Raw genomic sequence first — 23,909 nt, 5'->3', positions numbered from 1 at the left:
CTGGAAGGCCGTGCTCGACAGGCCCCTCGCGAATGCCCATATCGGCCGAATGGATGCGCTGAAAGACATCGACAAGCCTTATGCCGAAGCCGAGCGGATCGCGCCGCTCGTCCGCCGGGTGCTGGCCCGCAACCCCTCGCCGTTCACGTATACCGGCACGCAGACCTACATCGTCGGAGACGGCGCGGACGTGGCGGTGATCGATCCTGGCCCGGCCGAGGACGAGCATATCGCCGCGATCCTGAGCGCGGTCGGCAAAGCGCGAATCGCCGCGATCTGCTGCACTCATACCCACCGCGACCATTCGCCCGCCGCGGCCCCTCTGCAGGCCCTGACCGGCGCGCCGGTGGTCGGCTGCGCGGCACTGACGCTGGAGGACGACGGCCCCCGCGCGGATGCCGCCTTCGATCCCGACTACCGCCCCGACCGCGTGCTGCAAGACGGCGAGACGATCGGCGGAGACGGCTGGACGCTCGAAGCCGTCGCCACGCCCGGCCACACCTCCAACCACGTCTGCTTCGCCTTGCCCGAAACCGGGGCGATGTTCACCGGCGACCACGTCATGGGCTGGTCCACCAGCGTCGTCTCCCCGCCGGACGGCGACATGACGGACTATCTCGCCAGCCTGCAGAAACTCTACGAGCGCGAACAGGACAGCGTCTATTTCCCGGCCCACGGCCCCGCGGTCGAGAAACCGCGCCAGCTGGTGCGCGGCATGATCGGCCACCGCCGCCAGCGCGAACGCCAGATCCTGAAGCAGATCGAGGCAGGCCATGGCACCGTGGCCGCTATGGTGCCGCAAATGTACAAAGGCGTGGACAATCGGCTCTGGCCCGCCGCGGGCCGATCGGTATTGGCTCATCTTCTTGATCTGGAAAGAAGAAGCCTGGTAACGCGGCATGATGACGATTGGTCACTGGCCCTTACGGAACAGTAATTTACCGAATTACTGTATCTCTACTTGGCGATGAAGAGTATACCCCGCCCCACTCATGGGGTGAGGGGATTTTTCATGGCAACATTGCCTTTGGCCCGCCTTGGCGCGCTATCGTTCTGGCAGAAGATGGCGATCGGCCTTTCGCTGTTCATCGTCTTCGCTTTCGGACAATTCGCAATGCGGGGCTTCGTCGACTATCGCGGCGCGCCGCTCGTCATGCACCTGCACGGCCTGATCATGCTGACATGGCTGGGGCTGCTGGTGACCCAGTCCTTGCTGGCCGGACGGGGCGGACTGGCGATCCACCGCCGGCTCGGCTGGGCGAGCGCGGTCATGGTGCCGCTCATGGTCGTCTCGGTGAGCGCGCTCTGCATCACCGCCCTGCGCGCCCACGCCCAGCCGCCGTTCTTCACGCCCGCCTACTTCCTGGCCACCGTGCACATCGGCGCGGCGTTCTTCGCGCTGCTGGTGGCGCTGGCGGTGTCCCACCGCCGCCAACCGGACTGGCACCGCCGGCTGATGCTGGGCTCGACGATCCTGCTGACCGACCCGGCGCTGGGCCGGGTGCTGCCGATGCCGCTGATCATGCCCTGGGGCGAATGGGTGTCGCTGGTGGTTCAGCTGGGCTTCGCCGCGCTGATCCTGCGCCATGACCGGCGCACCATCGGCCATGCCCACCCCGCCACCATCGCCGCGACGATCGCCCTGCTGCTCACCCATGCCCTGACCGAATTGCTGGCGATCACGCCCTGGTGGATCGATCTGGCGACAAGGGCCTCGGCCGCCTGAACCCGGCGCATATTTTCCTTGGGCATTGCCGCAAGCGTCCCTAGATAGGCCCCAAATCCCGGCAGCCGGCCAACCCCAGACGGGGAAGGCCGGTAAAACGCCGGAGCGACCAGACAGAGGGACACCATGACCGTAATGCCCGCCGACCTTTCCGGTATCGACGTGCGCGCCGAAATCGAGCGGCTGCGCAAGGAACGCAATGCGGTCATCCTCGCGCATTATTACCAGCGCCCGGAACTCCAGGACATTGCCGACTTCGTGGGCGACAGCCTGGAACTCAGCCGCAAGGCCGCCGAGACCGACGCCGAAGTGATCGCCTTCTGCGGTGTGAAGTTCATGGCGGAAACCGCCAAGATCCTCTCGCCCAACAAGATCGTGGTCCTGCCCGACGTCGAAGCCGGCTGCAGCCTGGAAGATTCCTGCCCGCCCGAAAAGTTCAAGGCTTTCCGCGAGGCGCATCCCGATCACATCGCGCTCACTTACATCAACTGCTCGACCGAGGTGAAGGCACTGTCCGACATCATCGTCACCAGTTCCAGCGCCGAGACGATCCTCCAGCAAATCCCTGCCGACCAGAAGATCATCTTCGGCCCGGACCGCCACCTGGGCGGCTATCTCAGCCGCAAGTTCGGCCGCGAGATGCTGCTCTGGCCCGGCGTCTGCATCGTGCACGAGGCGTTCTCGGAAACCGAGCTGCTGAAGCTCAAGGCCCAGCATCCCGCCGCGCCGATCGCCGCGCACCCGGAATGCCCGCCGCATATCGTCGATCATGCGGACTATGTCGGTTCGACCAGCGGCATCCTGCAATATGCCAAGACCACGGATGCCGACACGCTGATCGTCGCCACCGAGCCGCACATCATCCACCAGATGCAGTTGGCGATCCCGAACAAGACCTTCATCGGCGCGCCGGGGGCGGACGGGAACTGCAACTGCAACATCTGCCCTTACATGGCGCTCAACACCATGGAGAAGCTCTACGTCGCCCTGCGCGACCTGGAGCCGCGGATCGAGATCGAGGAGCAGCTGCGCCTCGATGCCAAGAAGAGCCTCGACCGCATGCTGGACATGGCGAGCGGAACCGTGGGCAAGGGTGATCTGGGCACGCGCTGAGCGCGCCCGACCCCCGACTGTTCACGATTGCACACTGCCGCCATAGCCCCGGCAATGGCGCAATGCCGCCGTTTCGCGCCTCCATCCCGTTGCCGTTAGGTATTCGCAACGGAGCGTGTTATATCGGCGTGGCTGATGTCGAATTTGCGACGGGTGTCGCCAATCTTCGTTCTGGTTCGGAAATTTTTCCGCGCAAGAACGGGTTGGGACGATTTCCTTTCAATTGACGAACTGACGCACGACCGGATCCCGCAATTTCGCAGGATCCAAAATTCGTTTCTTGAAAGGAACCTAATATGCCGATCGGCACCGTGAAATTCTTCAATACCGACAAGGGCTACGGTTTCATCGCTCCGGAAGACGGCGGCCAGGACAGCTTCGTCCACATCTCGGCCGTTCAGAACGCCGGCATGCACACCCTCGAGAAGGAACAGCGCCTCTCGTATGACGTCGAAGTCGGCCGCAATGGCAAGGCATCGGCTGTCAACCTGAAGTCGGCCTGATTTTCAGAGGTGCGCGGCGGCCGGGCTTCGGTCCGCCGCCGCGCGCTTCTTCCCGGCGCCTTGCCCCAAGGCGCCGATACATAGCGAGCAAGCAGATGGCATTTACCCGTGACTTCTGCGAATCGCGCGCCCAGGAAGCGGCCGAGGCCGCCTCCATCGCGAAACTCGCCAATGTGCGCGATCGCGAGCTTCGCTCCGAAGCCGCCTGGCGCGCCATGTCCGACCAGATCCGACGCATAGAGGAAGGGCGCAAACCCGCGTTCTGACCGGCCGACCTGACAGCGCCATCGCGCTAGGTTCGGCAGGCGGTGCCAGCTCTGTCGATTGGACACGCTTCGAAGCGAACGCACTTCGAAAGCGGCAGGCAATATCGGTTCGCGCCCTTGCGCGTCCGCCTCTCTGCAGGATTCGCGCGGAAACCCGCACAAACGAATCCAACAGCCTTGCCTCGGCCTGCAACCGCGGAGCCGGTTCTCTCCCCTGCCCGCAAGCCTGCCCCAGACATGAATCCCCCCCAGACATGAAAAACCCCCGAAGGCTTCGGCCTGCGGGGGTTTTTTCCTGTGTTCCAGGTCGGGCGGTGTCAGTCCACCATGGCGGCGACGAGGCGCCGCAGGTCCTGCCTGGAGAGCGCTCCCGGTTCCACGTCACGCCGGAAACCGACGGTAGGAAGCGAGAAGCGGTGGGGTACGGATTGGACGCGATCAAATGCGTCCGCTTTATGGTAGTTCATGTATTCCTTGTTCGCGGCTCACTGCCGCATCTGTCATCTTTTGAAATTGCTGCGCCGTTTCGGCGGGCCGCCGGTCTGACCAGGCGTACGTTCGCGGAACACGATCCGACCCTTGGTCAGATCGTAGGGCGTCATTTCAACGTGCACGCGATCGCCCACGACCGAGCGGATGCGAAACTTGCGCATCTTGCCCGCGGTGTAAGCGATAATGCGATGCTCATTGTCGAGCACCACAGCGAAACGTCCGTCGGGAAGGATTTCTTCGATGAAACCCTCCATGGTCAGCAGTTCTTCCTTGGCCAATGCATCCTGTCCGAAAAAAGGGTTGCCCCAAGTCTGCCGCGCGCGAAGCACGCTTCGGCCTTGAGGGCCAGGCAGCTGTAAAGGGGAGGAGTGGCTGCCGGAATGCAGCCGCAAGTTCCCGTCGCAGGCGACGTAGCTCGGCCGATATAGACTATATCGGCGAAATTGCAACACCAACCGTCAAATGGTGACTTCGCGCCACTCGCCCGGCGCCAGGCCGTCAAGCGCCCAGTCCCCCACCCTGTCCCGCACGAGGCGCAGCGTGGGATGGCCGATCGCGGCGGTCATGCGCCGAACCTGGCGGTTGCGGCCTTCCGCGATGGTCAGTTCGATCCAGCAGTCCGGCACCGTCTTGCGGAACCGGACCGGCGGATTGCGCGGCCAGAGCTGCGGCGCGTCGATACGGCGCGCCCGCGCGGGCCGAGTCGGACCGTCGTTCAGGATCACGCCCTTGCACAGCGCCGCGATCGCGGCCTCATCGGGCTCGCCTTCGACTTGCGCCAGGTACGTCTTGGTGATCTTGAAGCGCGGATCGGAGATTCGCGACTGGAGCCGGCCGTCGTCGGTCAGCAGCATCAGCCCCTCGCTGTCGCGGTCGAGCCGCCCGGCGGGATAGACGCCCGGCACGTCGATGAAGTCCGACAGCGTCGCGCGCGGCGTGGGCGATCGGGCATCGGTGAACTGCGACAAGACATCATAAGGCTTGTTGAAGAGAATGAGGCGGGCCATCGCGGCGCTCTAGCAGCGAGCGGGACCGGAGTCCTTCGCAAAAGGCACCCTGCCCCGCCCCCCAACCGGCCCCGCCGACCATGCGGCCGACGGCGGCCGGCGGGAATCCGACCATCCGGACTAGGCGCTCGGCAGTTCGCCGCGTGTCTTCCACAAGGACCAGCCCACGCCGCCCGCGATCAGCGCCAGTGTCACGCCCAGGCTGATGAGCGGCGGGAACTTGGCCCCGCCCAGCACGAAGTCGGCAACCAGGATCTTCGCCCCGATGAACACCAGCACCAGGGCCAGCGCATACTTCAGGTAGTGGAAGCGGTGCACCATCGCCGCCAGCGCAAAATAGAGCGCGCGCAGGCCCAGGATCGCCATGATGTTGGACGTGTAGACGATGAAGGTATCGGTGGTGATCGAGAAGATCGCCGGCACCGAATCCACCGCGAACACCAGGTCCGCCAGGTTGATCACCACCAGCGCCAGGAACAGCGGCGTCGCGGCCCAGACGAGCCTGCCCGCCGCATTGTGCTCGCGGACGAAGAAGTGCTCGCCGTGATGCGCCTTGGTCACGCGCATGTGGCGCGAGATCCAGCGGATCGCCGGGTTGTTGCCGATATCCGGGTCCTGCTCCTTGGCAAAGAGCATCTTCACGCCGGTGAAGACCAGGAAAGCCGCGAAGATATACATCACCCAGTGCGCCTGGGAAACGAGCGCCACGCCGCCCGCGATCATCAGGCCGCGCAGCACGATCACCGCCATGATGCCCCAGAGCAAGGCACGGTACTGGTACTTGGGCGCGATCGCGAAGAAACCGAAGATCATCGAGATCACGAAGACGTTGTCGATCGAAAGCGCCTTCTCGATGAAATAGCCGGTGAAGTAGGCGATGCCGTCCTCGGAACCCTTGGCCCACCACACCCAGCCGCCGAAAGCCATGGCGATGGCGATGTAGAACACCGAGAGCCTCAGCGATTCGCCAATGCCCATTTCCCGGTCCTCCTTGTGCAGGAAGCCGAGGTCGAAGGCGGTCAATACGAAAACGAGGCCGGCGAATGCCAGCCAGAACCACGCCGGCGTACCCAGCAGGTCATAGAAGAGAAAATCCACGGGACACTCCCGAAACGCGGCCCAAACCTGGGCAAAACAGGAAGCGCCGGCGCGAAAATGGGGGGAAACGCGCCGGCGCGAGGGTTACAGACTGCCTGCAACGGTTGCTGGGGGGAGTAGCAACCGCGCGAGTCTGCCCCTGAACTCCTGTTTCAGTCTCTTCAGCTTCGCGATCTCGAAAGGATCGGGAGAGCGTCTGCCCTGCGCGAGGCGCAGCAGGGCGTCGAGCTTCTGGTGTCGCTCGAGCATACGGAACATAATGTCGGTCATCGTAAAATCCCTATCGAACGGAAATGGGTTCGATCGGGTGAGCCTGACAGGTATCCTGTTGCCTGAGCTGTACGGGCTGGATTGAGCCCCTGGAACCTGCATCGGTTTCACCCGATGCGGTCCGACATCACGAGGCGTTCCAGGACAAGAACGCCGCGCCAGAGGGGCCCGGCCCGCAATCCCGACATAGACGCCGCCCGTGCGATTTTCAACCCTGCTTGACCAATTGTGCGCCTTTGATATTAATGTGATATCACTTTAAACAAGGACACGCCCGATGGCCGAGTCGCACCTTCCGATGAATTCCTCCAGGGAATCCACAGGCTCCAGCATGAACGGCTACTTCATGCTGCTGATCTTCCTGGGGATCATGGCCGCGATCCTGCTGGCGCTGTTCTCGCTGGCCGGCATCGACCCGTCACCGGGCGGAGTCCTGGGTATCTTCGCCTTCATCGTCCCGGCCATCGCCGCCGAAGTGCTGATCGCCGCGGGCTTCTACATGATCCAGCCGAATCAGGCGGCGGCCATCACCCTGTTCGGCTCCTATCGCGGCACGGACCGGGTTGCGGGGCTGCGCTGGGTCTGGCCGTGGATGGCCAAGCGCAAGATCTCCGTGCGCGCCAACAATGTCGTGTCCGAAAAGCTCAAGGTTAACGACTTGCGCGGCAATCCGATCGAGATCGCCACCAATGTGGTCTGGCGCGTCGCCGACACGGCCCAGGCGCTTTACGACGTGGACGACTACAAGGCCTTCGTGAACGTGCAGATCGAGGCCGCCGTGCGTTCGATCGGCTCGCGCTATGCCTATGACGATGTCGAGGATGCCGAGATCACCCTGCGCGGCAGCCATGCCGAAGTGAACGCGGAACTGCGCGCCGAACTGATCGAACGCCTGCGCGTGGCCGGCATCACGGTGGACGAATGCGGCCTCACCCACCTGGCCTACGCGCCCGAGATCGCCGGCGCCATGCTGCGCCGCCAGCAGGCCGAAGCCGTGATCGGCGCGCGGCGCAAGCTGGTGGAAGGCGCGGTCTCGATGGTCGAGATGGCGCTTTCGCAGCTCTCGGAAAAGAACGTGGTCGAACTCGACGACGAGCGCCGCGCCGCCATGGTCTCGAACCTGATGGTCGTGCTCTGCGGCGAGCGCGACACCCAGCCGGTCGTCAATACCGGCACGCTCTACCAGTAAGGCGACCGGGCGGATGGCGAGTCCCGGCAAGAAAGCGTTCGCCCTGCGGCTGGATCCAGCGCTTCACGAAGCGCTGGAACGCTGCGCCGCGGCCGATTTCCGCTCGGTCAACGCCCAGGTCGAAGTACTCCTGCGCGAGGCGCTTTCCCGGCGCGGTCTCAAAGTGGATGTCAGCGAGCCCGCACGCCGGGGACGCCCGCCCACGGCGACGGAAGAAACGGAGGACGAGGCATGATGCACGAATCGCTCGACGACGGCGCCTGGTTCGCACCCAAGCGCTTCGGTATCGGAGTCGGCCTGCCAATCGCCTGGCAGGGCTGGCTGTTGCTGGCCGCCTATTTCGGGGCGCTGGCGGGGACGAAAGTGCTCATGCATTCCGGTTCGGCTGGCAGCCGGCCTCTGGCCTTCGCGCTGTTTCTGGCGGCCACTGCCGTCTTTCTGGTCGTGTCGCACCGGCATACGCGCCGCAGGGCGGCTGCAGCCACGGCCGAGGCCAGCCTGGCGGAGGCGGCGAGGACATCCGACCAGGACACGCTGTTCCTGTGTTATCGAAGCGGCTTGAAATTCACCTGCCAGCCGCGCGGCCGGGCCGGATGGTTCGCACTCGCCGCCTGGACGATTCCCCTCCTGCCGATGAGCCTCTGCCTGGCCTGGCTGCTCCTGCGCTTTCCGGAAAGCGTCCTGCCGATCGGGATCGGCTTTTCGCTGATCGTGCTGTTCTGGTCGGCGGTCATGGTGTTCTGGATCCTCAGTCGCAGCGAGATGATCGACCTGAAGGCGCTGCCGAAACCACCCCGCCGGGGCAAGCGCGGACCGGGGCAACGATAGCACCGGGGCTTGTCCCGCTGTGGGACGCAGCGAAACGGGCGCCTGCGTTGCCCCGCGAAGACGCTAGACCTCCCGCATGAACCGTTCCGCCCGACTCGCCCTCGCCTTTGGCATCCCCTTGCTCGCGGCCGCTCCCGCCGCCGTCTCGTTCGGGCAGGCTGCCGACAATGCGCCTTATACGGTGGCGGAAACCGGGCGCGGCTTCACCCGCCTGCAGGACGCGGTCGATGCCATCGGCGACGGCAGCGGCACGATCCGCTTCGCCTCGCTGCGCTTTTCCGACTGCGCGGTGCAGAGCAAGGGCGAGATCACGTACCAGGCCCAGGTCCCCGGCCAGTCCGTGCTCGACGGCAAGGCCTGCGAAGACAAGGCGGCGCTGGTGCTGCGCGGGCGCGCTGCCCGGATCGAGGGCATGGTCTTCGCCAATATCCGCGTGCCCGACAAGAACGGCGCGGGCGTGCGGCTCGAACACGGCGACCTCTCGGTGTCGCAGGCCTGGTTCCGCGACAGCGAACAGGGCCTGCTCAGCGGCGAGGATCCCCAGGGTTCGATCCGTATCGACAAGTCGACGTTCACCCGCCTCGGGACCTGCGAAGGCTCAGGCTGCGCGCACGCGGTCTATATCGGCAATTACGGCGCGCTCACGATCACCCGCAGCCGCTTCGAGGCGGGAACCGGCGGCCACTATGTCAAGAGCCGCGCGGCGCACGTCGAGATCACGGATTCCAGCTTCGACGATTCCGCCGGCCGCGCGACCAATTACATGATCGACCTTCCCGAAGGCGCCACCGGGCGCATTGCCGGCAACTGGTTCGTGCAGGGGCGCGACAAGGAGAACTACTCCGCCTTCATCGCCGTAGCCGCGGAGCACCGCAGCCACCCTTCGGCGGGGCTGGCGGTGGAAGGAAACAATGCCCGTTTCGCGCCCGGCATCGACCGCAACAGCGCCTTCGTGGCGGACTGGTCCGGCGAGCCGCTGAAGATCGGCCGCAACACCCTGGGCACGGGAATCGCCGGGTTCGAGAAGCGCTGAACGCCATTTGCGCTGGACCGGCGACCGGGGGGACAAGCGCGCGCCTCGATCCGTAATTACGAGCGTGTCGGGTGGTGCGGGCCGCTGGCCCGGGTTCCGTTTGCTGACCGGAAGTCAGGCCGGGGCCATGTCAGGTAACCGAGCGCGCGCTCCGGACGCTTACAATATATGCCCGGTCCGGTCCCGCTTGGTGTCGAGGTAGCGGGCATTGTGCGGGTTCGGCGGCAGCTGGTGCGGTACGCGCTCCACCACCTCAACGCCCACACCTTCCAGCGCCGCGACTTTGGCCGGGTTGTTGGTCATGAGCCGGATCGCCGAGACGCCCAGCAGTTCGAGCATCCGGGCCGCCACCGGGAAATCGCGCGCCTCCGTGGGCAGGCCCAGGCGGTTGTTGGCGTCCACCGTGTCGTAGCCGAGGTCCTGCAGGCTATAGGCCCGCAGCTTGTTGACGAGGCCGATGCCGCGGCCTTCCTGCCGCAGATAGAGCAGCACGCCCCAACCACCCTGCTTCGTTTCCTCGGCCATGGCGCGCAGCGCGGCGTCCAGCTGCGGGCCGCAATCGCACTTGAGGCTACCGAGAATGTCGCCGGTCAGGCATTCCGAGTGGAGCCGCACCAGCGGTGCCCGGTCGCCGTCCTGGGTACCGATCACCAAGGCGACATGCTCGCGCAGGTCATCCAGCGCGCGGAATGCGACGATCTCCGCCTCTTCGCAGGCCGCCACCGGCAGGCGCGCGCGCGAGGCCACCACCAGGCGGCTGGTGTCCTTCCACTCGGCCAGGTCGGCGGGAGCAACCGTCTGCGCTTCCCCCCCGATGTCGGGCGCCACGAGGAAGGCGGGCAGGATGCCGGCGAGTCGCGCCAGCTCCATGGCGGTTCGCGCCATGTCCATGTCGCCGATGTGCTCGGCCGCGAACGGCCCCTTCATGGGATGCGCAAGGTCAAGCGCGGGGTCGGCCACGGCGCGGGCGGTCTCGAGATCGAAGGGCTCTGCCGCGCGGATCAGCACCGGCGCCTCGGGCACGGCCGCTTCGCGCTGGTTGGCCAGTTTGAGCGTGACAGCGCGGGCAGCGGAGATCAGCATGCGCGGCGCCGTGAAACCCGGCGCGAAGCCGGTCTCGGCGGGAAGCAGGACGGCGCCGCTTCCCTCGCCTTCCGGCCCCATCCGCACCGGCCAGCCATGGCGCAGCGCATCGAGCGCCAGCGCCACGCGGCGGGCACCTGCGGAAGGCAGCGCCTTCCCGGGTGCGTCGGCGCTCAGAGTTCGAACTCGGTGATCAGCGGGACGTGGTCGCTCGGCTGCTCCCAGCGGCGCGTTTCCTCGACGAAGCTGTGCGCGCGGGCCTGCTTCGCCAGGTCGGGTGAGGCCCACATGTGATCGAGCCGGCGGCCCTGGTCCTTCTGGCGCCAGTAGCTGCGGTAGGACCACCAGGAATAGTTGCGCTCGGGCGCGGGAATGAATTCACGGCCGAGGTCGACCCAGCCATGGGCATCGCGGAAGCGCGCCAGTGTCTCCACCTCGATCGGCGTGTGGCTGACGACCTTGAGCAGCGCCTTGTGGTTGTAGACGTCCGATTCGAGCGGGGCGATGTTGAAGTCGCCCACGATCAGCGTCGGCCGGTCCACTTTGTCGGCCCAGCGCGTCATGCGTTCGAGGAAGTCCAGCTTCTGGCCGAACTTCAGGTTCACCTCGCGGTCGGCGATGTCGCCGCCGGCGGGGATGTAGACGTTCTCCAGGATCATGCCCTGCCCGGCGCCCTGAAGCTCCACGCCCACATGGCGCGCCTCTCCGTTGTCCTGCCAGTCGTAGCGGCTGAACTCGGTGAACGGCACGCGGCTGACGGTGGCCACGCCGTGGTAGCCCTTCTGCCCGTGGATCGCGCGGTGGGTATAGCCGAGTCGCTCGAACATATCGTGCGGGAAGAGATGCTCGGCGACCTTGATCTCCTGAAGGCAGAGCACGTCGGGCGACTGTTCGGTCAGAAACCGCTCGACCTGATCGATGCGAAGGCGGACCGAATTGATGTTCCAGGTGGCAATCTTCATGCCGCAGGCTTTAGGCATGGCGCCCCGCAATTGCCAGAGGCGCCAGCGAAAACACTGCTGCCGCCTTCCATCGAAAGAGAAAATTGCGTCGCTTTTTCGGGCTGATTTTTTCGTCCGGCGGGAGCGAGAATGCTGCCGATCGAGAACCGGAGCGCAGCGGCCTTAATGGCCGTGAGCACCGGAAGCGCAGAGCGGTGGCGCCCAGTAATTCTTGGCGCAGCCCCGCCGGGCGGAAAAGGCAGCCCGAAAAACAAAAACCCTCGGTCCGGGGGCAGAGGACCGAGGGTTCATGTAAGCGTTCGTCACGCTAAATCAGAGGACCCTTGTGGAGGCGTGGGCAACAGGGGGGAAACCCGCCTCGAGCCGCTCTGACCATTTCAATCTAGGCGCTGTTGGCTTGCTGCCAAGTGAACGGAATTCAGAAAAGTGTCGCATTCCGTCGCAGCCAGCGGGCAACTCGCGACCAAGCGTTCCCCCTTATCGACGAGAACTATCGGCGGTTGCGGGGACGCGGATCGTTCCAGCGGAAATCGTTGTCGGAGACCGGAACGCCGTAGCGCTGATTCGACAGCGAGATCGTGGTGCGCTTGTTCTGCGAATCGAGCGAGACCCAATAGGTCAGCTCAAGCCCGCCGGGCGCGGACGCCTTGCGGGTGAAGATCAGGGTGATCACGCCATATTCGGGATGCGAACGATCGCGGACCTCGATGCTGACGACATTGGGATTGCCGGTCTGCTTGACCGAACCGTACTTGGCGACATCGCGCTTGGGATCGAGCAGCGCGCCGAGCGGGCTGTTGCTGATCGGCCAGCGCTGCACCTGCTTCACCGAGTAGTCGATCATGGTCAGCGCCTTGCCATCGCTGACGATCAGCATCTGGGCGCTTTTCTCGTACTGGAAGCGGATCTTGCCGGGACGCATGAGCGTCAGTTCGCCGGTCAAGCTCTGGCCGTTACGGTCGGTCTGGACGAAGTTGGCCTTCATCGTCGAGATCGCGCGCAGCGCTTCGACGGCCTGGCTCAACTGCGCCGCATCGGCGGACGGGGCCGCGAGCGCGGGCGTCGCCGGAAGGAGGGCAGGAACGGAAAACGCGGCCGCGCCAAGAAAAACCTGGCTGGCCGCGCCTACGCAAGAGCGAAAGATCTTGAAGGTGCGGTTCATAATGCTCCCATTGGGTTTGCAGGCTTGAACCGCCCCTGAATTGTAAGGTTCCGAAGAACCTTACTTGATCTTGGCTTCCTTGAACTCGACGTGCTTGCGCACGACGGGATCGTACTTGCGGAAGTTCATCTTCTCGGTCGTGTTGCGCGGGTTCTTCTTCGTGACGTAGAAGAAGCCGGTGTCGGCGGTCGAGACAAGACGGATCTTGACGGTTGCGGGCTTCGCCATGGCGGTTTCCTGTATCTCTCGTTTCAGCCGCCCTGGCCGGCCGGCGTTCCGTTGAAAAATTTCAGGGCGGCAATCGAGCGCCGCCCCTCAAGGTTGCGGCCCATGCGATAGTGACAGGCAAAAGTCAAGCGGAAGAGGCTTGATTCACTCCGTGTCGAACGGCTCGATCGGCTTCAGAACGCCGAATTTCTCGTTGTACGGCGCGTGATTCAGTTTCGGCATCTTGATCGTCTGCGGCTCGACCTTGGTGTCCGGCAGCCGGTCCAGCAGGTCGCGCACGAGGGTGAGGCGGCCGATTCGCTGGTCGTTGAAGTCCACCACCGTCCACGGCGCGTGCTTCTTGTGCGTGGCCTTGAGCATCGCCTCGCGCGCCTTGGTGTATTCCTCGTACTTTTCGCGCGCGGCGACGTCGATCGGCGAGAGCTTCCAGCGCTTCAGCGGGTCGTCGAGACGTTCGTGGAGTCGCTCCTCCTGCTTCTCCTGGTCGCAGGACAGCCAGTACTTGAACAACAGGATGCCATCGTCGACGAGCATGCGCTCGAACACCGGGACCTGCTTGAGGAAGCGCTTCACTTCGGAGCCGGTGGCGAAGCCCATGACCTTTTCCACGCCGGCGCGGTTGTACCAGCTGCGGTCGAACAGCACGATCTCGCCGCGGGTGGGCAGATGCTCGACATAGCGCTGGAAGTACCACTGGCCCTGTTCGCGCTCGCTGGGCGCGGTGAGCGCCACGGTGCGGCACTGGCGCGGATTGAGCTGGCCACCGACGGCCTTGATCGCCCCGCCCTTGCCCGCCGTATCGCGTCCCTCGAACAGGACGACGATGCGGGCGCCGGTGGCGGAGGCCCAGCGGGCCATGCCCACCAGCTCCTCCAGCATCGGCTCAAGCTGCCTTTCGTAGTCCTTGCGCCCCAGTTTCTGGCCGAGTTTCTTGTGATCGTCCTCGGCCATGGCGTAAATCCCTGATCAGACCCGCGAAAGCAGGAAGAGTGCGAGTGCGCCCGCCACGATACGATACCAGGCGAACGGTGCAAAGCCCGAGCGGCTCACGAAAGCCATGAAGGCCTTGATGACCACCAGGGCCACCACGAACGAGACGACGAAGCCGACGCCGATCTCTCCCCAGCCCACCGGGCCGGTGCCGGCCATCAGCTCCTCGTGGTGCTTGAGCAGTTCCAGCGTCGTCGCGCCGACCATCGTGGGCACGGCAAGGAAGAAGCTGAATTCGGCCGCCGTGCGGCGCTCGATACCCATCGACAGCGCGCCCATGATCGTCGCGCCCGAACGGCTGACGCCCGGAACCATCGCCAGGCACTGCGCAAAGCCTACGCCGATGCACTTGATGGCGGGAAGCTCGGAAACGCCGGTCAGCGGACCGGGCTTGGCCACTTTCTCGATCCCCAGGATGGCGATGCCGCCGATGATAAGCGCCCAGGCGACCACGGCAGGTTCGCCCAGCAGTCCCTCGATGTAATTATTGAGCAGCAGGCCCAGCACGGCCGAGGGAATGAACGCCAGCAGCACGTTGCGCACGAAACGGATCGAGTTGGGATTGAGCTTGAGCAGGCCCATGCCCACGGCCCAGAACGTGCGCCAGAACTGGACGATGACCGCCAGGATCGCGCCGAGCTGGATGACGATGTTGAACGTCGCCCACTGCGAGGCGTCATAGCCGAACAGGCGGGTGGCGAGGATGAGATGGCCGGTCGAGGAGACGGGCAGGAACTCGGTGAGGCCCTCGACAATGCCGAGGAGGATCGCGGTAAGGGTGAGGCTCATGGGCCGCAGGTCATGCCGGACGCACCGGCCAAGTCAACCCGCTGCGCGGCTCTCTAGTACCTATAGTCGTTCAGAAAATACGGTTTGGCGCGTTTTGGACCAAATGCAGCGCACGGCGAAGTTCGCCAGAAGAATTCAGGGCCCGGTCGCTATCCGACCGAGCCCTGTTTTCTTACAGTTTCCTTACCAGATGCGCACGCGCTCGGCGGGCGGGAGGTAAAGAGCGTCGCCGGGCTTCACGCCGAAGGCCTTGTACCATTCGTCGAAGTTACGAACGATGCCGTTGATGCGGTAATGGGCGGGCGAATGCGGGTCGGTGATGAGCTGCTGGCGTACCGATTCCTCGCGGTACTTGCTGCGCCATACCTGCGCCCAGGCCATGAAGAAGCGCTGGTCGCCGGTCAGGCCGTCGATCACCGGGGCTTCCTTGCCGTTCAGCGAAAGCTTGTAGGCGCGGTAGGCGAGGCTGAGGCCGCCGAGATCGCCGATGTTCTCGCCCATGGTCAGCTTGCCGTTGACGCAGGTCTTGCCCTCGTCGAACGGGCAGAAGCTGTTGTACTGGGCTTCCAGCTTGTCCTGCAGCTTCTGGAAGTTGGCCTTGTCGGCCGGGGTCCACCAGTCGCGAAGGTTGCCGGTGCCGTCGGACTTGGCGCCCTGGTCGTCGAAGCCGTGGCCCATTTCGTGGCCGATCACCGCGCCGATGCCGCCATAGTTGACCGCAGGGTCGGCCGAGACGTTGAAGAACGGCGGCTGGAGAATGGCGGCCGGGAACACGATCTCGTTATAGGGCGGGTTGTAGTAGGCGTTGACCGTCTCGGGCAGCATGAACCATTCGGTCTTGTCGACCGGCTGGCCGATGCGCTTCATCTGGTCGTCGTTCTCCCACGAACCCGCAGCGATGGCGTTGCCGAGCGGATCGGTGGCCGAGAAGGTCAGGCCTTCGTATTCCTTGAACTTCGCCGGGGCGCCGATCTTGGGCGTGAAGGCGTTGAGCTTGGCTTCGGCCTCCTTGCGCGTTTCCGGGCCCATCCACGCGAGGCTCTGGAGGTTCACCGCCATGGCCTTGCGCAAGTTGGAGACGAGGTCGGTCATCGCCGCCTGCGCTTCGGGCGGATAGTACTTTTCGGCGTAGATCTTGCCGACCAGTTCGCCGGCCATGCCTTCCACCGCCGCAACGCCGCGCTTCCAGCGAGCCCGCTGCTCGGGCTGGCCGCTCATGGTCTTGCCGTAGAAGGCGAAAGTGGCGTCATCGATGTCGGTGGGCAGGACCGAGGCATTGCTGCGCAGGAAATGCGCGGCGAGCCAGGCCTGCCAGGTGGCCACCGGCACTTCGGAGATCAGCTTGCCCACTTCCGGCACGCCGCCGCCGAACAGCGTCTGCGCCTTGGCGGGATCGATGCGGGCGGCCTTCAGCTCTTCGGCCGTCGGCGGCATCTGGTCGACGATGATATAGGCAGCCTTGCCGGCGCCCATGGTCTCGACGAAAGTGCGCATCAGGCCAGGCGCGGCGAGCGCTTCGAACTCGGCGACCGTCAGCTTGTTGTAAGTGAGGTCCGGGTCGCGGCTGGCAGCGCGGTCCCACTGGGCCTTCGCCAGGCGGGTTTCGAGCGCGAGCACCGATTTCGCGGCCGATCCGGCGTCGGCATAACCGGCCTTGCCGAGCACGAAGGTCAGGTAATCAAGGTACTTCGCGCGCAAGTCCTGCGAGCGGGCGTCGTTCTTCAGGTAGTAGTCGCGGTCGGGCAGGCCGAGGCTGCCGACACCGACTTCGAAGGCATTGACGTCGCTCTGCTTGGCATCGGCGGTCACATAGGCGCCGAGCGGCGAGGCATAGCCGGGCGCCGCGAAGATCTTCATCAGGTCGTCAGGCGTCTTGGCGGCGAAGATGCGCTCAAGATAAGGCTGCGCGGGGGCGAGGCCGGCCTTGTTGATGGCATCCACGTCCATGAAGGCGGCATAGGCTGCCTCGACACGGGCGGCATCGGTGCCGGCGGCGGGCTTCGAGGCGATCAGGCCGTCCATGATGCCGTGCACGCGCTGTTCCGAAAGGTCGCGCAGCGCCGTGAACGAGCCCCAGTTGGTGCGGTCTGCCGGCAGCACGACGGCGGCTTCCCACTTGCCGTTCACGAACTTGTCGAAGTCCGCGCCGGCCTTGGCGGCAGGGTCCTGCCACTGGGTCTGGATGCCGGACTTGCCCCAGTCCATCTTCGCCGGATCGATCTGCATCGGATCCGAGGAGGCCGGTGCATCGGCCAGGGCCGGCATGGCGGAAAAGCTGAGTGCGGTAGCGAGCGCCGTCGAAGCGAGCACCCGGCCGAGAATGCGGGTCATGGTCCCACCCTTTCTGAATTGCATGACACGAACGGTCTGGCGACAGGCCGGAACGGCCCACCGATGATGGCGCAACATAATTGCCATATTCGGCAATGCCAGCCCTGAAATGCAGTTCGTCGGGGTGAGTCAGCCGTTCGTCGAACGGGAGAAAGCGGCCACTGCGTCGGAATCGAACTGGAGCGACGCCAGCCGGGCATAGAGCCCGCCGGCCTGGCTGAGGCTCTCGTGCGTGCCCTGCTCGGCAATGCGCCCGCCGTCCATCACCACGATCCGGTCGGCCTTGCGCACCGTGGCCAGGCGATGCGCGATCACCAGGGTGGTGCGGTGCTCCATCAGGCGTTCGAGCGCATCCTGCACCAGCCGCTCGCTTTCGGCATCGAGCGCGCTGGTCGCCTCGTCCAGCAGCAGGATCGGCGCATCGCGCAGGAGCGCGCGGGCAATGGCGATGCGCTGGCGCTGCCCGCCGGAGAGGCGCGCGCCGTCTTCTCCCAGGAAAGTGTCCAGCCCTTGCGGCAGCTCGCGCAGGAAGCCTTCCGCATTGGCGGCGCCGGCCGCCTGCCAGATGGCCGCATCGTCGGCCTGCCAGTTGCCATAGCGCAAGTTGTCCCGCGCGGAGGCCGCGAAGAGCACGCCTTCCTGCGGCACCAGCGCGATCCGCTGGCGGATCTCCGAGGGATCGGCCGAAGTCAGCGGCACGCCGTCGATCTTGATGGCCCCGCTCTGAGGATCATAGAACCGCTCGGCCAACTGGAACAGCGTCGACTTGCCGGCGCCCGAAGGGCCGACGATGGCCACGGTCTCGCCCGGCTCGATCGACAGGGTGAAATCGTGCAGCGCCGCCATTTCCGGGCGCGAGGGGTAGCGGAAAGTCACGCGCTCGAAGGCGAGCTTGCCGCGGCCGGGCGAAGGCAGCGTCAGCGGACGCGCGGGCGCCGAGATCGTGGGATGTTCGCTCAGCAGCTCGGCCAGGCGGCTGGCCGCCCCGGCCCCGCGCACGAGGTCTCCGTAGACTTCGGTGAGCGAGCCGAAAGCGCCGGCGACGATGCCCGCCGTCACCACGAAGGCGGCGATCGTGCCGCCGGTGATCGACCCCTCGGCCACGCCGATCGCGCCCCGCCACATGATGACGGTGATCGAACCGAAGATCAGGAACATGATCACCGCCGTCATCACCGCGCGCAAGGCGATGCGGCGCTTGCCGGTTTCGAACGTGCGTTCGACCGCGCCGGAAAAGCGCTCCATCTCGCGCCCTTCCTGGTTGAAGGCCTGGACCACGCGCAAGGCGCCGAAGACTTCGCTGGTGGTGGCGCCGATATCGGCCACGCGGTCCTGGCTCTGCCGGGCAACGGCGCGAAGGCGGCGGCCGAAGGCGGCAATCGGCAGGATCACCACCGGGATCGCGACGACCAGGCCCAGCGTCAGGTGCGGGGCCAGTACGAAGAGATAGGCCACTCCGCCTGCTGCCATGATCGCATTGCGCAGCGCCACCGAGACCGTGGTGCTCACCACCGTCTCGACGATGGCGGTATCGGCCGTCATGCGGGAGGCGATTTCCTTGGGGCTGTTTTCCTCGAAGAAACTGGGCGAGAGCGTCAGCAGATGGCGCTGCACGCGCAGGCGCACGTCGGCCACGACGCGCTCGCCTAGCCAGGAGACGCTGTAGAAGCGCACCGCCGTCGCCACGGAAAGCACGATCACCACGCCCAGCAGCATGATGAACCACCAGCGGATCGCCGCCGGATCCGCGCCTTCCGCGAAACCCTGGTCGACGATCTGGCGGAAACCGTAAGGGATCGCGAGAGTCGAAGTGGCCGTGGTCAGCAGCGAAAGCCCGGCCACGGCCATGCGGCCGGGGTAGTGGAACAGTTCGCGCCAGACCATGCGCAATGCGCCCAGGCTGCGCGGGCGCTTGCCTGCTTCCGGACCGCGCGCTTCGGCGCTGCCGGCCCCTGCGGCGGGGGTCGCCTGGCCCGTTGCAGCGTTCTCGTTCTCGGGCGGCCGTGCCTGCCCCGCATTGGCATCCATGCGCGCCCTTAACTTTTCCTTGGAAAACGTCCCCACCGGAGCGTTTTCGGACCGGCAGGTGCCGGAATGGTCGAACGGGCTCTTATCGCGTCCCCGGCTTGAGGAAAAGGTGTATGAAATGCGCCTTTACGATCAGCATGATCGCCGCGCTGGGCCACCTGGCTGCGCGCGATTTCGTTTATGCCGCATTGCACAAGCAACGATTCGGTATCAAATGGCGTTGATAACCACGCAGGATGGCCGGGGTCGCTTCGCCGTCCGGGAGACGCACTTTGCTTTACAACGCCTACGAATTGCAGCGCACCATGCTGAGCGGGGCCGCCGCCTGGGCTTCGGTAGGTGCCGAACTTCTCTCGAACCCCGCCCTGCCGATGGGCTATTTCGGATTCGGCCCGGTCATGGCCTCGGCGCTGGACGTCTTCGCCCATGCCGCCGCCCCGCGCGGAAAGCCGGCCTTCGACATCGAGAACGTGACCACGGGCGGCAAGTCCTACCCCGTCACCGAATCGATCGTGCTGCGCCGCCCCTTCGGCGACCTGATCCGCTTCACGCACCCCGGACTGGCCAAGGACGCGCCGAAGCTGCTGGTGGTCGCGCCGATGAGCGGCCACTTCGCCACCCTGCTGCGCGGCACCGTCGCCCGCATGCTGGAAAGCTGCGAGGTCTACATCACCGATTGGGCCGACGCGAAGCTGGTGCCGGCCGATGCCGGCCGCTTCGATCTGGACGACTATATCGACTATGTGATCGGCTTCCTCGAACACATCGGCCCCGGCGCGCACATGCTCGCCGTATGCCAGCCCTCCGTCCCGGCTTTCGCGGCCGCGGCGATCATGGGCAAGCAGGAGCATCCCTGCCGCCCCGCCACGCTCACCATGATGGGCGGCCCGGTCGACACCCGCGAGGCGCCCACCAGCGTCAACGACGTGGCGATGCAGCAGCCGCTCTCGTGGTTCGAGAACAACGTCATCGCCACCGTCCCGCTGAACTATCCGGGCGCCGGGCGCCGGGTCTATCCGGGCTTCCTGCAACTCGCCGGGTTCATGGCCATGAACCTCGGCAACCACATGATGAGCCATTACGGCATGTTCAAGCACCTGGTTTCCGGCGACGGCGAAGGCGCGGCATCCACCAAGGCCTTCTACGACGAATATCGCTCGGTCTGCGACATGACCGCCGACTACTACCTCCAGACCATCGAGCACGTCTTCCAGAAGCACTCGCTGCCGAAGGGCGAATTCGTCCATCGCGGCGAGCGGATCGATCCTTCGGCGATCCGCGACACGGCGCTGCTGGCCGTCGAGGGTGAGCGCGACGACATTTCCGGCATCGGCCAGACCAAGGCCGCGCTCAAGCTGGCGACGCACCTGCCCGATGACAGCAAGAAGTACCTGCTGGCCGAGAATGTCGGCCACTACGGCATCTTCAACGGCAGCAAGTGGCGCACCCGCATCGCCCCGGTGCTGGAAGACTGGATGCGCCAGCACGCGCGCAAGCCGGCCAAGACCGCAGCCTGACGAATCGCGGGTTCGCGGGCCCGCTTTCAGGGCTGGTTCGCGAACCCGTTCAAAACGTTTGAAGGGCGGGCGACTTCGGTTCCCCGCCCTATCCACAGCGCGAATCGTCCTTAACGACAAGGCGGTTGGCGCTTGCGGCAACCCGCACCCCTGGCGGGAACCGATCCGACAATCGCGCTGGAAAGTTCCCCGCGATTAGGTTAACTTACCGGTATGGAACAGACGTTGGGTCGGCGTGCTGTCCTCATGGGCGGGTTGGTGGCAGGCGCAAGCCTTGCATTGCCATCGCGTGTGCTGGCAGCAGAAAATCTGGTAGGAACAGCGACAGGACAGATCGGTCCTGCCGGAGTGCAAATCGGCCCTGCAGGAGCAGCTCCGATCGGCATGGGCGCGGTGCCGAGCGCCCTTACGCCCTACCAGCGCCGCGTGCTGGACGTGGCATCCCGCCAGGTGCAGCGCCTTGGCACGCAGATCTGGCGCCATGACCTGGTCGGCATCGCCGATTTCGCCCAGCCCTCCTGGAAGCCGCGTCTTCATTTCGCCAATATCGAGGCGGGCACCGTGCGCTCGTTCCTGCTTGCCCATGGCCGCGGGTCGGACCCGATGCACAGCGGCTGGCTGCAGAGCTTTTCCAACATGCCCGGCTCCGAAGCCACCTCGCGCGGGGCCTTCCTCACTTGCGAGTGGTATTCGGGCAAGTACGGCACCTCGATCCGCCTCAAGGGGCTGGACAACGACAACTCGATGGCGCTGGAACGCGCGATCGTGATGCATCCGGCCTGGTACGTCGATGCCGCCATGATCGAGAAATGGGGCAAGCTCGGCCGCAGCGAGGGCTGCTTCGCCATGAGCAATACCGACTTCAATGAGGCGCTCTGGCACCTTTCGGGCGGCCGCCTGCTCTTCGCGGACCGAATCGGCGAATACTGAATCCCGTTCATCACGGCATGCCGAAATCCGCCATACCGAAGTCGGGTGCGGTGGATTAGACACCCTTGAGGCAGGGTGTTACGGGTCGTTCATGGACGGAAATCTCGCGGGATTCAGGAAAGACGCGCCCACCGATGCGCGGCAGGTGCGCTCACGCAAGGCGCTCAACGCAGCCATGCTGTGCCTGCTGGAGGAAAAGGCCTTCGACCAGATCACCATCCGCGAGATTTCGGCGCGGGCGGGAACCGGTTACGCCACTTTCTTCCGGCACTACCCCACCAAGGAAGCGCTGCTGGGCGATGTCGCCTCCGAGGAGATCGCCGGTCTGCTGGCGCTCTCCATCCCGCTCCTTCACAATGCCAACAGCTACGAATCCACCTTGGCGCTCTGCACTTACGTCGGCGAGCACAAGGCGCTGTGGTCTGCCCTCCTGGGCGGCGGCGCGGCGGCCATCGTGCGCGACGAATTCATTCGCCAGGCGCGCGGCCTGATCGAAGGCGTGGCCCGCCCGGCCGACTGGCTGCCGCAGGACCTGGGCGTGGTGCACGGCACCGGCTCCACCATAGACATTCTCGCCTGGTGGCTCACCAAGGGCCAGGACCAGAGCGCCGCGGATGTCGGCCGCATCCTGCACAGGCTGGTCATCGCCCCGCTGGTCGGCGACCATGTCGAAACACGGGCGCGCCCGGCGGCGGCAGCAGAATGACGATATTGGGATGATCCCATGAGCGGCGAGATCGAAGGCGCGGACTGGCCGCTCTTCGGCTGGGTGGACGATATCCGCGCGCCGCTGGCGGAAGCCCGCCGCCGCGGCCGCCCGGCCGCCCTCGCCACGCTTTACAAAGTTGAAGGCAGCGCCCCGCGCGGTCCCGGCGCGCAGATGCTGTTCGTTGAGCCGGGCGGACCGGAAGAGGCGATCGCCGCCAGCGGCTATTTCTCGGGAGACTGCATCGAAGGCGATGTCGCCAGCCATGCCGCGCATGTGCTGGCGGACGGCATGCCCCGGCACCTCCACTACGGAGCGGGCAGCCCCTGGATCGACATTCGCCTGCGCTGCGGCGGCGCACTCCACGTCCTGGTCGAGCGGCTCGCGCCGGACTCGGCCGCGGCCGGCGATGTGCTGCACCATGCCGAAGCGCGCAGCGCCTGCCGCTGGCACAGCGACGGCAAGACGCAGCAGGTCACGCCGGACCGCGGCCCCCTGCTCGATTTGCACGAGGCCCCGTTCTCGCTGGCGCGCCGCTACGATCCGCCGCGCCGGCTGATCGTCTCCGGCGGCGACCCCGGCGCCCTGGCCGCGGCGCAACTGGCCGCGCTTTCCCAGTTCGAGACGATCCTTCTGCGCCCGGACGGCCCGCACGAACCGCCGCCCTTCGCGGTCTCCCGCTATCTGCGCACCGAGCCGGCAGCGGCACTGGCCGAGCTTGGGGTGGACCGCTGGACCGCTTATCTCGGCGCCACGCACGAGGATCATCACGACCTCGGCGGCTGCCTTGCTGCGCTCCGGGGCGGGGCCGGCTATGTGGGCATGATCGGCGCCAGGTCCCGCGCCGGGGCGCGTCTGGCCGCGCTGGAAGCGGCAGGCGCAACGCCCGGGGAACTGGCAAGGCTGAACCTTTCGCCAGGCGTCGCCGGGCTCGGCAAATCGCCCTGGGAAGTGGCCACCGGGATCGTCGCGGAAATCATGCAGGCGCTGAACCCCGCCCACGAACGCGCGTGAAGCGCCCCGACACTTTGGCGGCACTGGTGCTGGCCGCCGGGGCCTCGCGCCGGTTCGGCGGCGACAAACTCTCGGCCCCGCTCGATGGCGAGCCGCTGCTGTTCCACGCCATCCGCGCCGCCCGCGCCGCGCCGGTGGCCCGCGTCCTCGTCGTGGCGCGGCCGGGGCTGGACTGCGGCGCCTGGCCGGAAGGACCGCCGGTGGAAGTGCTGCGGATCGACAGCCACGCGCTGTCCGAATCGCTGAAGGCGGGAATCGCCGCGCTGGACGAGGCCGAGCAGGTCTTCGTGTTCCTGGGCGACATGCCGCGCGTGCCTCACGGCACGGCATCGCAGCTGGCATCGGCGATCGGAGGAGGCATTGCCGCCCTGCCCCGTCACGGCGGTCGGCCCGGTCATCCGGCGCTGCTGTCTTCCCGCCTGTTTCCCAAAATCGCCGCGCTTACGGGCGATCAGGGCGCTGGCCGGTTGCTGCGGGACCGGTTGCGGCTTGGACTCGACGATGTGGTGTTCGTGGAGAGCGACGATGCCGCGATCCATCTCGACATCGATCGCCCGGAAGATCTTTCGGCGCTGACGAGCCGGCCGGTCAAGCCCTCACCCGGCACCTGACACGGGAACGGCGCGGATCAGGCCGCGCCATCC

28 protein-coding genes are annotated in these 23,909 nt (G+C 65.8%); 15 read left to right on the top strand and 13 right to left on the bottom strand.

Going from position 1 to position 23,909, the window contains the following annotated elements:
- Window positions 1–49 precede the first annotated feature (49 nt).
- The 6 genes from EDF57_RS17990 to EDF57_RS25565 all read left to right on the top strand — a co-directional run bounded on the left by EDF57_RS17990 (window position 50) and on the right by EDF57_RS25565 (window position 3,608).
- Window positions 50–937, top strand: coding sequence for an MBL fold metallo-hydrolase (locus EDF57_RS17990; RefSeq protein ID WP_134095250.1), 888 nt, complete (start codon window positions 50–52; stop codon window positions 935–937).
- A 75-nt stretch (window positions 938–1,012) separates the two neighbouring features.
- Window positions 1,013–1,726, top strand: a complete 714-nt coding sequence (locus EDF57_RS17985; protein ID WP_134095249.1) for a hypothetical protein — start codon at window positions 1,013–1,015, stop codon at window positions 1,724–1,726.
- A 126-nt stretch (window positions 1,727–1,852) separates the two neighbouring features.
- A complete protein-coding gene (gene nadA, locus EDF57_RS17980) occupies window positions 1,853–2,839 on the top strand; it encodes a quinolinate synthase NadA (RefSeq protein ID WP_134095248.1) in 987 nt (328 codons plus the stop codon).
- Window positions 2,840–2,901: 62 nt separating this feature from the next.
- Window positions 2,902–3,066, top strand: a complete 165-nt coding sequence (locus EDF57_RS25570; protein WP_166675310.1) for a hypothetical protein — start codon at window positions 2,902–2,904, stop codon at window positions 3,064–3,066.
- A 69-nt stretch (window positions 3,067–3,135) separates the two neighbouring features.
- The gene (locus tag EDF57_RS17975) at window positions 3,136–3,342 is read left to right on the top strand and encodes a cold-shock protein (protein WP_132265158.1); all 207 of its coding nucleotides are present in this window, start codon (window positions 3,136–3,138) and stop codon (window positions 3,340–3,342) included.
- A gap of 95 nt (window positions 3,343–3,437) precedes the next feature.
- Window positions 3,438–3,608, top strand: a complete 171-nt coding sequence (locus tag EDF57_RS25565) for a hypothetical protein (RefSeq protein ID WP_165921374.1) — start codon at window positions 3,438–3,440, stop codon at window positions 3,606–3,608.
- Between the two features lie 317 nt (window positions 3,609–3,925).
- Here EDF57_RS25565 and EDF57_RS25560 read toward each other — a convergent pair whose 3' ends face one another.
- The 5 genes from EDF57_RS25560 to EDF57_RS17955 form a co-directional block, all read right to left on the bottom strand.
- Window positions 3,926–4,075, bottom strand: a complete 150-nt coding sequence (locus EDF57_RS25560) for a hypothetical protein (RefSeq protein ID WP_165921373.1) — start codon at window positions 4,073–4,075, stop codon at window positions 3,926–3,928.
- Between the two features lie 33 nt (window positions 4,076–4,108).
- Entirely contained in the window at window positions 4,109–4,378 is a 270-nt protein-coding gene (infA, locus tag EDF57_RS17970) for a translation initiation factor IF-1 (protein WP_132265156.1), read from the bottom strand.
- A gap of 180 nt (window positions 4,379–4,558) precedes the next feature.
- Complete coding sequence (locus EDF57_RS17965) at window positions 4,559–5,107, bottom strand: pseudouridine synthase (RefSeq protein ID WP_134095247.1); 549 nt, start codon at window positions 5,105–5,107, stop codon at window positions 4,559–4,561.
- 120 nt (window positions 5,108–5,227) lie between these two features.
- On the bottom strand, window positions 5,228–6,205 hold the full coding sequence (locus EDF57_RS17960) for a TerC family protein (RefSeq protein ID WP_134095246.1): 978 nt from the start codon (window positions 6,203–6,205) through the stop codon (window positions 5,228–5,230).
- 84 nt (window positions 6,206–6,289) lie between these two features.
- Window positions 6,290–6,475 carry a DUF465 domain-containing protein gene (locus tag EDF57_RS17955; protein ID WP_132265151.1) on the bottom strand — a complete coding sequence of 62 codons (186 nt, stop codon included), beginning with the start codon at window positions 6,473–6,475 and terminating at the stop codon, window positions 6,290–6,292.
- A gap of 277 nt (window positions 6,476–6,752) precedes the next feature.
- Here EDF57_RS17955 and EDF57_RS17950 point away from each other — a divergent pair, with 277 nt between their 5' ends.
- The 4 genes from EDF57_RS17950 to EDF57_RS17935 all read left to right on the top strand — a co-directional run bounded on the left by EDF57_RS17950 (window position 6,753) and on the right by EDF57_RS17935 (window position 9,525).
- Window positions 6,753–7,664: an SPFH domain-containing protein gene (locus EDF57_RS17950; protein WP_132265149.1), complete on the top strand. Its 912-nt coding sequence runs from the start codon at window positions 6,753–6,755 to the stop codon at window positions 7,662–7,664.
- 13 nt (window positions 7,665–7,677) lie between these two features.
- Window positions 7,678–7,899 (top strand): toxin-antitoxin system HicB family antitoxin, encoded by a 222-nt coding sequence (locus EDF57_RS17945; protein WP_132265147.1) that lies wholly within the window; start codon window positions 7,678–7,680, stop codon window positions 7,897–7,899.
- Window positions 7,896–8,492, top strand: a complete 597-nt coding sequence (locus EDF57_RS17940; RefSeq protein ID WP_134095245.1) for a hypothetical protein — start codon at window positions 7,896–7,898, stop codon at window positions 8,490–8,492. Before EDF57_RS17945 ends, EDF57_RS17940 begins: the two co-directional genes overlap by 4 nt.
- Window positions 8,493–8,568: 76 nt before the next feature.
- Window positions 8,569–9,525, top strand: a complete 957-nt coding sequence (locus EDF57_RS17935; RefSeq protein ID WP_134095244.1) for a right-handed parallel beta-helix repeat-containing protein — start codon at window positions 8,569–8,571, stop codon at window positions 9,523–9,525.
- Between the two features lie 159 nt (window positions 9,526–9,684).
- Here EDF57_RS17935 and ribA read toward each other — a convergent pair whose 3' ends face one another.
- The 8 genes from ribA to EDF57_RS17895 form a co-directional block, all read right to left on the bottom strand.
- Entirely contained in the window at window positions 9,685–10,734 is a 1,050-nt protein-coding gene (ribA, locus tag EDF57_RS17930; protein ID WP_243841135.1) for a GTP cyclohydrolase II, read from the bottom strand.
- 47 nt (window positions 10,735–10,781) lie between these two features.
- Entirely contained in the window at window positions 10,782–11,570 is a 789-nt protein-coding gene (gene xth / locus EDF57_RS17925; protein ID WP_132265141.1) for an exodeoxyribonuclease III, read from the bottom strand.
- A 490-nt stretch (window positions 11,571–12,060) separates the two neighbouring features.
- Window positions 12,061–12,732: an outer membrane lipoprotein carrier protein LolA gene (locus tag EDF57_RS17920; RefSeq protein WP_134095243.1), complete on the bottom strand. Its 672-nt coding sequence runs from the start codon at window positions 12,730–12,732 to the stop codon at window positions 12,061–12,063.
- A 60-nt stretch (window positions 12,733–12,792) separates the two neighbouring features.
- Window positions 12,793–12,960 (bottom strand): 50S ribosomal protein L33, encoded by a 168-nt coding sequence (rpmG, locus tag EDF57_RS17915; RefSeq protein WP_039391223.1) that lies wholly within the window; start codon window positions 12,958–12,960, stop codon window positions 12,793–12,795.
- A 144-nt stretch (window positions 12,961–13,104) separates the two neighbouring features.
- Window positions 13,105–13,911 (bottom strand): polyphosphate kinase 2, encoded by an 807-nt coding sequence (gene ppk2 / locus EDF57_RS17910; RefSeq protein ID WP_134095242.1) that lies wholly within the window; start codon window positions 13,909–13,911, stop codon window positions 13,105–13,107.
- A 15-nt stretch (window positions 13,912–13,926) separates the two neighbouring features.
- A complete protein-coding gene (locus EDF57_RS17905; protein ID WP_132265135.1) occupies window positions 13,927–14,739 on the bottom strand; it encodes an undecaprenyl-diphosphate phosphatase in 813 nt (270 codons plus the stop codon).
- Window positions 14,740–14,922: 183 nt separating this feature from the next.
- The gene (locus EDF57_RS17900) at window positions 14,923–17,070 is read right to left on the bottom strand and encodes a M13 family metallopeptidase (protein WP_134095241.1); all 2,148 of its coding nucleotides are present in this window, start codon (window positions 17,068–17,070) and stop codon (window positions 14,923–14,925) included.
- A 129-nt stretch (window positions 17,071–17,199) separates the two neighbouring features.
- Complete coding sequence (locus EDF57_RS17895; protein ID WP_132265131.1) at window positions 17,200–19,098, bottom strand: ABC transporter transmembrane domain-containing protein; 1,899 nt, start codon at window positions 19,096–19,098, stop codon at window positions 17,200–17,202.
- Between the two features lie 272 nt (window positions 19,099–19,370).
- Between EDF57_RS17895 and phaZ the strand changes: the two genes are divergently transcribed.
- The 5 genes from phaZ to EDF57_RS17870 all read left to right on the top strand — a co-directional run bounded on the left by phaZ (window position 19,371) and on the right by EDF57_RS17870 (window position 23,876).
- Window positions 19,371–20,615 (top strand): polyhydroxyalkanoate depolymerase, encoded by a 1,245-nt coding sequence (gene phaZ, locus EDF57_RS17890; RefSeq protein WP_134095240.1) that lies wholly within the window; start codon window positions 19,371–19,373, stop codon window positions 20,613–20,615.
- Between the two features lie 384 nt (window positions 20,616–20,999).
- Window positions 21,000–21,545 (top strand): murein L,D-transpeptidase catalytic domain-containing protein, encoded by a 546-nt coding sequence (locus EDF57_RS17885; protein ID WP_243654168.1) that lies wholly within the window; start codon window positions 21,000–21,002, stop codon window positions 21,543–21,545.
- Between the two features lie 91 nt (window positions 21,546–21,636).
- On the top strand, window positions 21,637–22,251 hold the full coding sequence (locus EDF57_RS17880) for a TetR/AcrR family transcriptional regulator (RefSeq protein ID WP_132265127.1): 615 nt from the start codon (window positions 21,637–21,639) through the stop codon (window positions 22,249–22,251).
- 18 nt (window positions 22,252–22,269) lie between these two features.
- Window positions 22,270–23,265 (top strand): XdhC family protein, encoded by a 996-nt coding sequence (locus EDF57_RS17875; RefSeq protein ID WP_132265125.1) that lies wholly within the window; start codon window positions 22,270–22,272, stop codon window positions 23,263–23,265.
- Window positions 23,262–23,876, top strand: a complete 615-nt coding sequence (locus tag EDF57_RS17870) for an NTP transferase domain-containing protein (protein WP_243841134.1) — start codon at window positions 23,262–23,264, stop codon at window positions 23,874–23,876. The genes EDF57_RS17875 and EDF57_RS17870 overlap by 4 nt, the downstream gene beginning before the upstream one ends.
- The last annotated feature ends 33 nt before the right edge of the window (window positions 23,877–23,909 follow it).

The organism is Novosphingobium sp. PhB55, assembly GCF_004368805.1.
In the GTDB taxonomy this organism is placed as follows: Bacteria; Pseudomonadota; Alphaproteobacteria; order Sphingomonadales; family Sphingomonadaceae; genus Novosphingobium.
Note: the sequence above shows the minus strand (reverse complement) of the source record. Positions and strands in the feature narration are given on the sequence as shown.

Excerpts from the sequence above, each read along its gene's own strand:
- EDF57_RS17990 (WP_134095250.1), top strand. The coding sequence starts at position 50 with ATGGATGCGCTGAAAGACATCGACAAGCCTTATGCCGAAGCCGAGCGG.
- EDF57_RS17985 (WP_134095249.1), top strand. The coding sequence starts at position 1,013 with ATGGCAACATTGCCTTTGGCCCGCCTTGGCGCGCTATCGTTCTGGCAG.
- nadA (WP_134095248.1), top strand. The coding sequence starts at position 1,853 with ATGACCGTAATGCCCGCCGACCTTTCCGGTATCGACGTGCGCGCCGAA.
- EDF57_RS25570 (WP_166675310.1), top strand. The coding sequence starts at position 2,902 with ATGCCGCCGTTTCGCGCCTCCATCCCGTTGCCGTTAGGTATTCGCAAC.
- EDF57_RS17975 (WP_132265158.1), top strand. The coding sequence starts at position 3,136 with ATGCCGATCGGCACCGTGAAATTCTTCAATACCGACAAGGGCTACGGT.
- EDF57_RS25565 (WP_165921374.1), top strand. The coding sequence starts at position 3,438 with ATGGCATTTACCCGTGACTTCTGCGAATCGCGCGCCCAGGAAGCGGCC.
- EDF57_RS25560 (WP_165921373.1), bottom strand. The coding sequence starts at position 4,075 with ATGAACTACCATAAAGCGGACGCATTTGATCGCGTCCAATCCGTACCC.
- EDF57_RS17965 (WP_134095247.1), bottom strand. The coding sequence starts at position 5,107 with ATGGCCCGCCTCATTCTCTTCAACAAGCCTTATGATGTCTTGTCGCAG.
- EDF57_RS17955 (WP_132265151.1), bottom strand. The coding sequence starts at position 6,475 with ATGACCGACATTATGTTCCGTATGCTCGAGCGACACCAGAAGCTCGAC.
- EDF57_RS17950 (WP_132265149.1), top strand. The coding sequence starts at position 6,753 with ATGGCCGAGTCGCACCTTCCGATGAATTCCTCCAGGGAATCCACAGGC.
- EDF57_RS17945 (WP_132265147.1), top strand. The coding sequence starts at position 7,678 with ATGGCGAGTCCCGGCAAGAAAGCGTTCGCCCTGCGGCTGGATCCAGCG.
- EDF57_RS17940 (WP_134095245.1), top strand. The coding sequence starts at position 7,896 with ATGATGCACGAATCGCTCGACGACGGCGCCTGGTTCGCACCCAAGCGC.
- EDF57_RS17935 (WP_134095244.1), top strand. The coding sequence starts at position 8,569 with ATGAACCGTTCCGCCCGACTCGCCCTCGCCTTTGGCATCCCCTTGCTC.
- xth (WP_132265141.1), bottom strand. The coding sequence starts at position 11,570 with ATGAAGATTGCCACCTGGAACATCAATTCGGTCCGCCTTCGCATCGAT.
- EDF57_RS17920 (WP_134095243.1), bottom strand. The coding sequence starts at position 12,732 with ATGAACCGCACCTTCAAGATCTTTCGCTCTTGCGTAGGCGCGGCCAGC.
- rpmG (WP_039391223.1), bottom strand. The coding sequence starts at position 12,960 with ATGGCGAAGCCCGCAACCGTCAAGATCCGTCTTGTCTCGACCGCCGAC.
- ppk2 (WP_134095242.1), bottom strand. The coding sequence starts at position 13,911 with ATGGCCGAGGACGATCACAAGAAACTCGGCCAGAAACTGGGGCGCAAG.
- EDF57_RS17905 (WP_132265135.1), bottom strand. The coding sequence starts at position 14,739 with ATGAGCCTCACCCTTACCGCGATCCTCCTCGGCATTGTCGAGGGCCTC.
- EDF57_RS17900 (WP_134095241.1), bottom strand. The coding sequence starts at position 17,070 with ATGACCCGCATTCTCGGCCGGGTGCTCGCTTCGACGGCGCTCGCTACC.
- EDF57_RS17895 (WP_132265131.1), bottom strand. The coding sequence starts at position 19,098 with ATGGATGCCAATGCGGGGCAGGCACGGCCGCCCGAGAACGAGAACGCT.
- EDF57_RS17885 (WP_243654168.1), top strand. The coding sequence starts at position 21,000 with ATGGGCGCGGTGCCGAGCGCCCTTACGCCCTACCAGCGCCGCGTGCTG.
- EDF57_RS17880 (WP_132265127.1), top strand. The coding sequence starts at position 21,637 with ATGGACGGAAATCTCGCGGGATTCAGGAAAGACGCGCCCACCGATGCG.
- EDF57_RS17875 (WP_132265125.1), top strand. The coding sequence starts at position 22,270 with ATGAGCGGCGAGATCGAAGGCGCGGACTGGCCGCTCTTCGGCTGGGTG.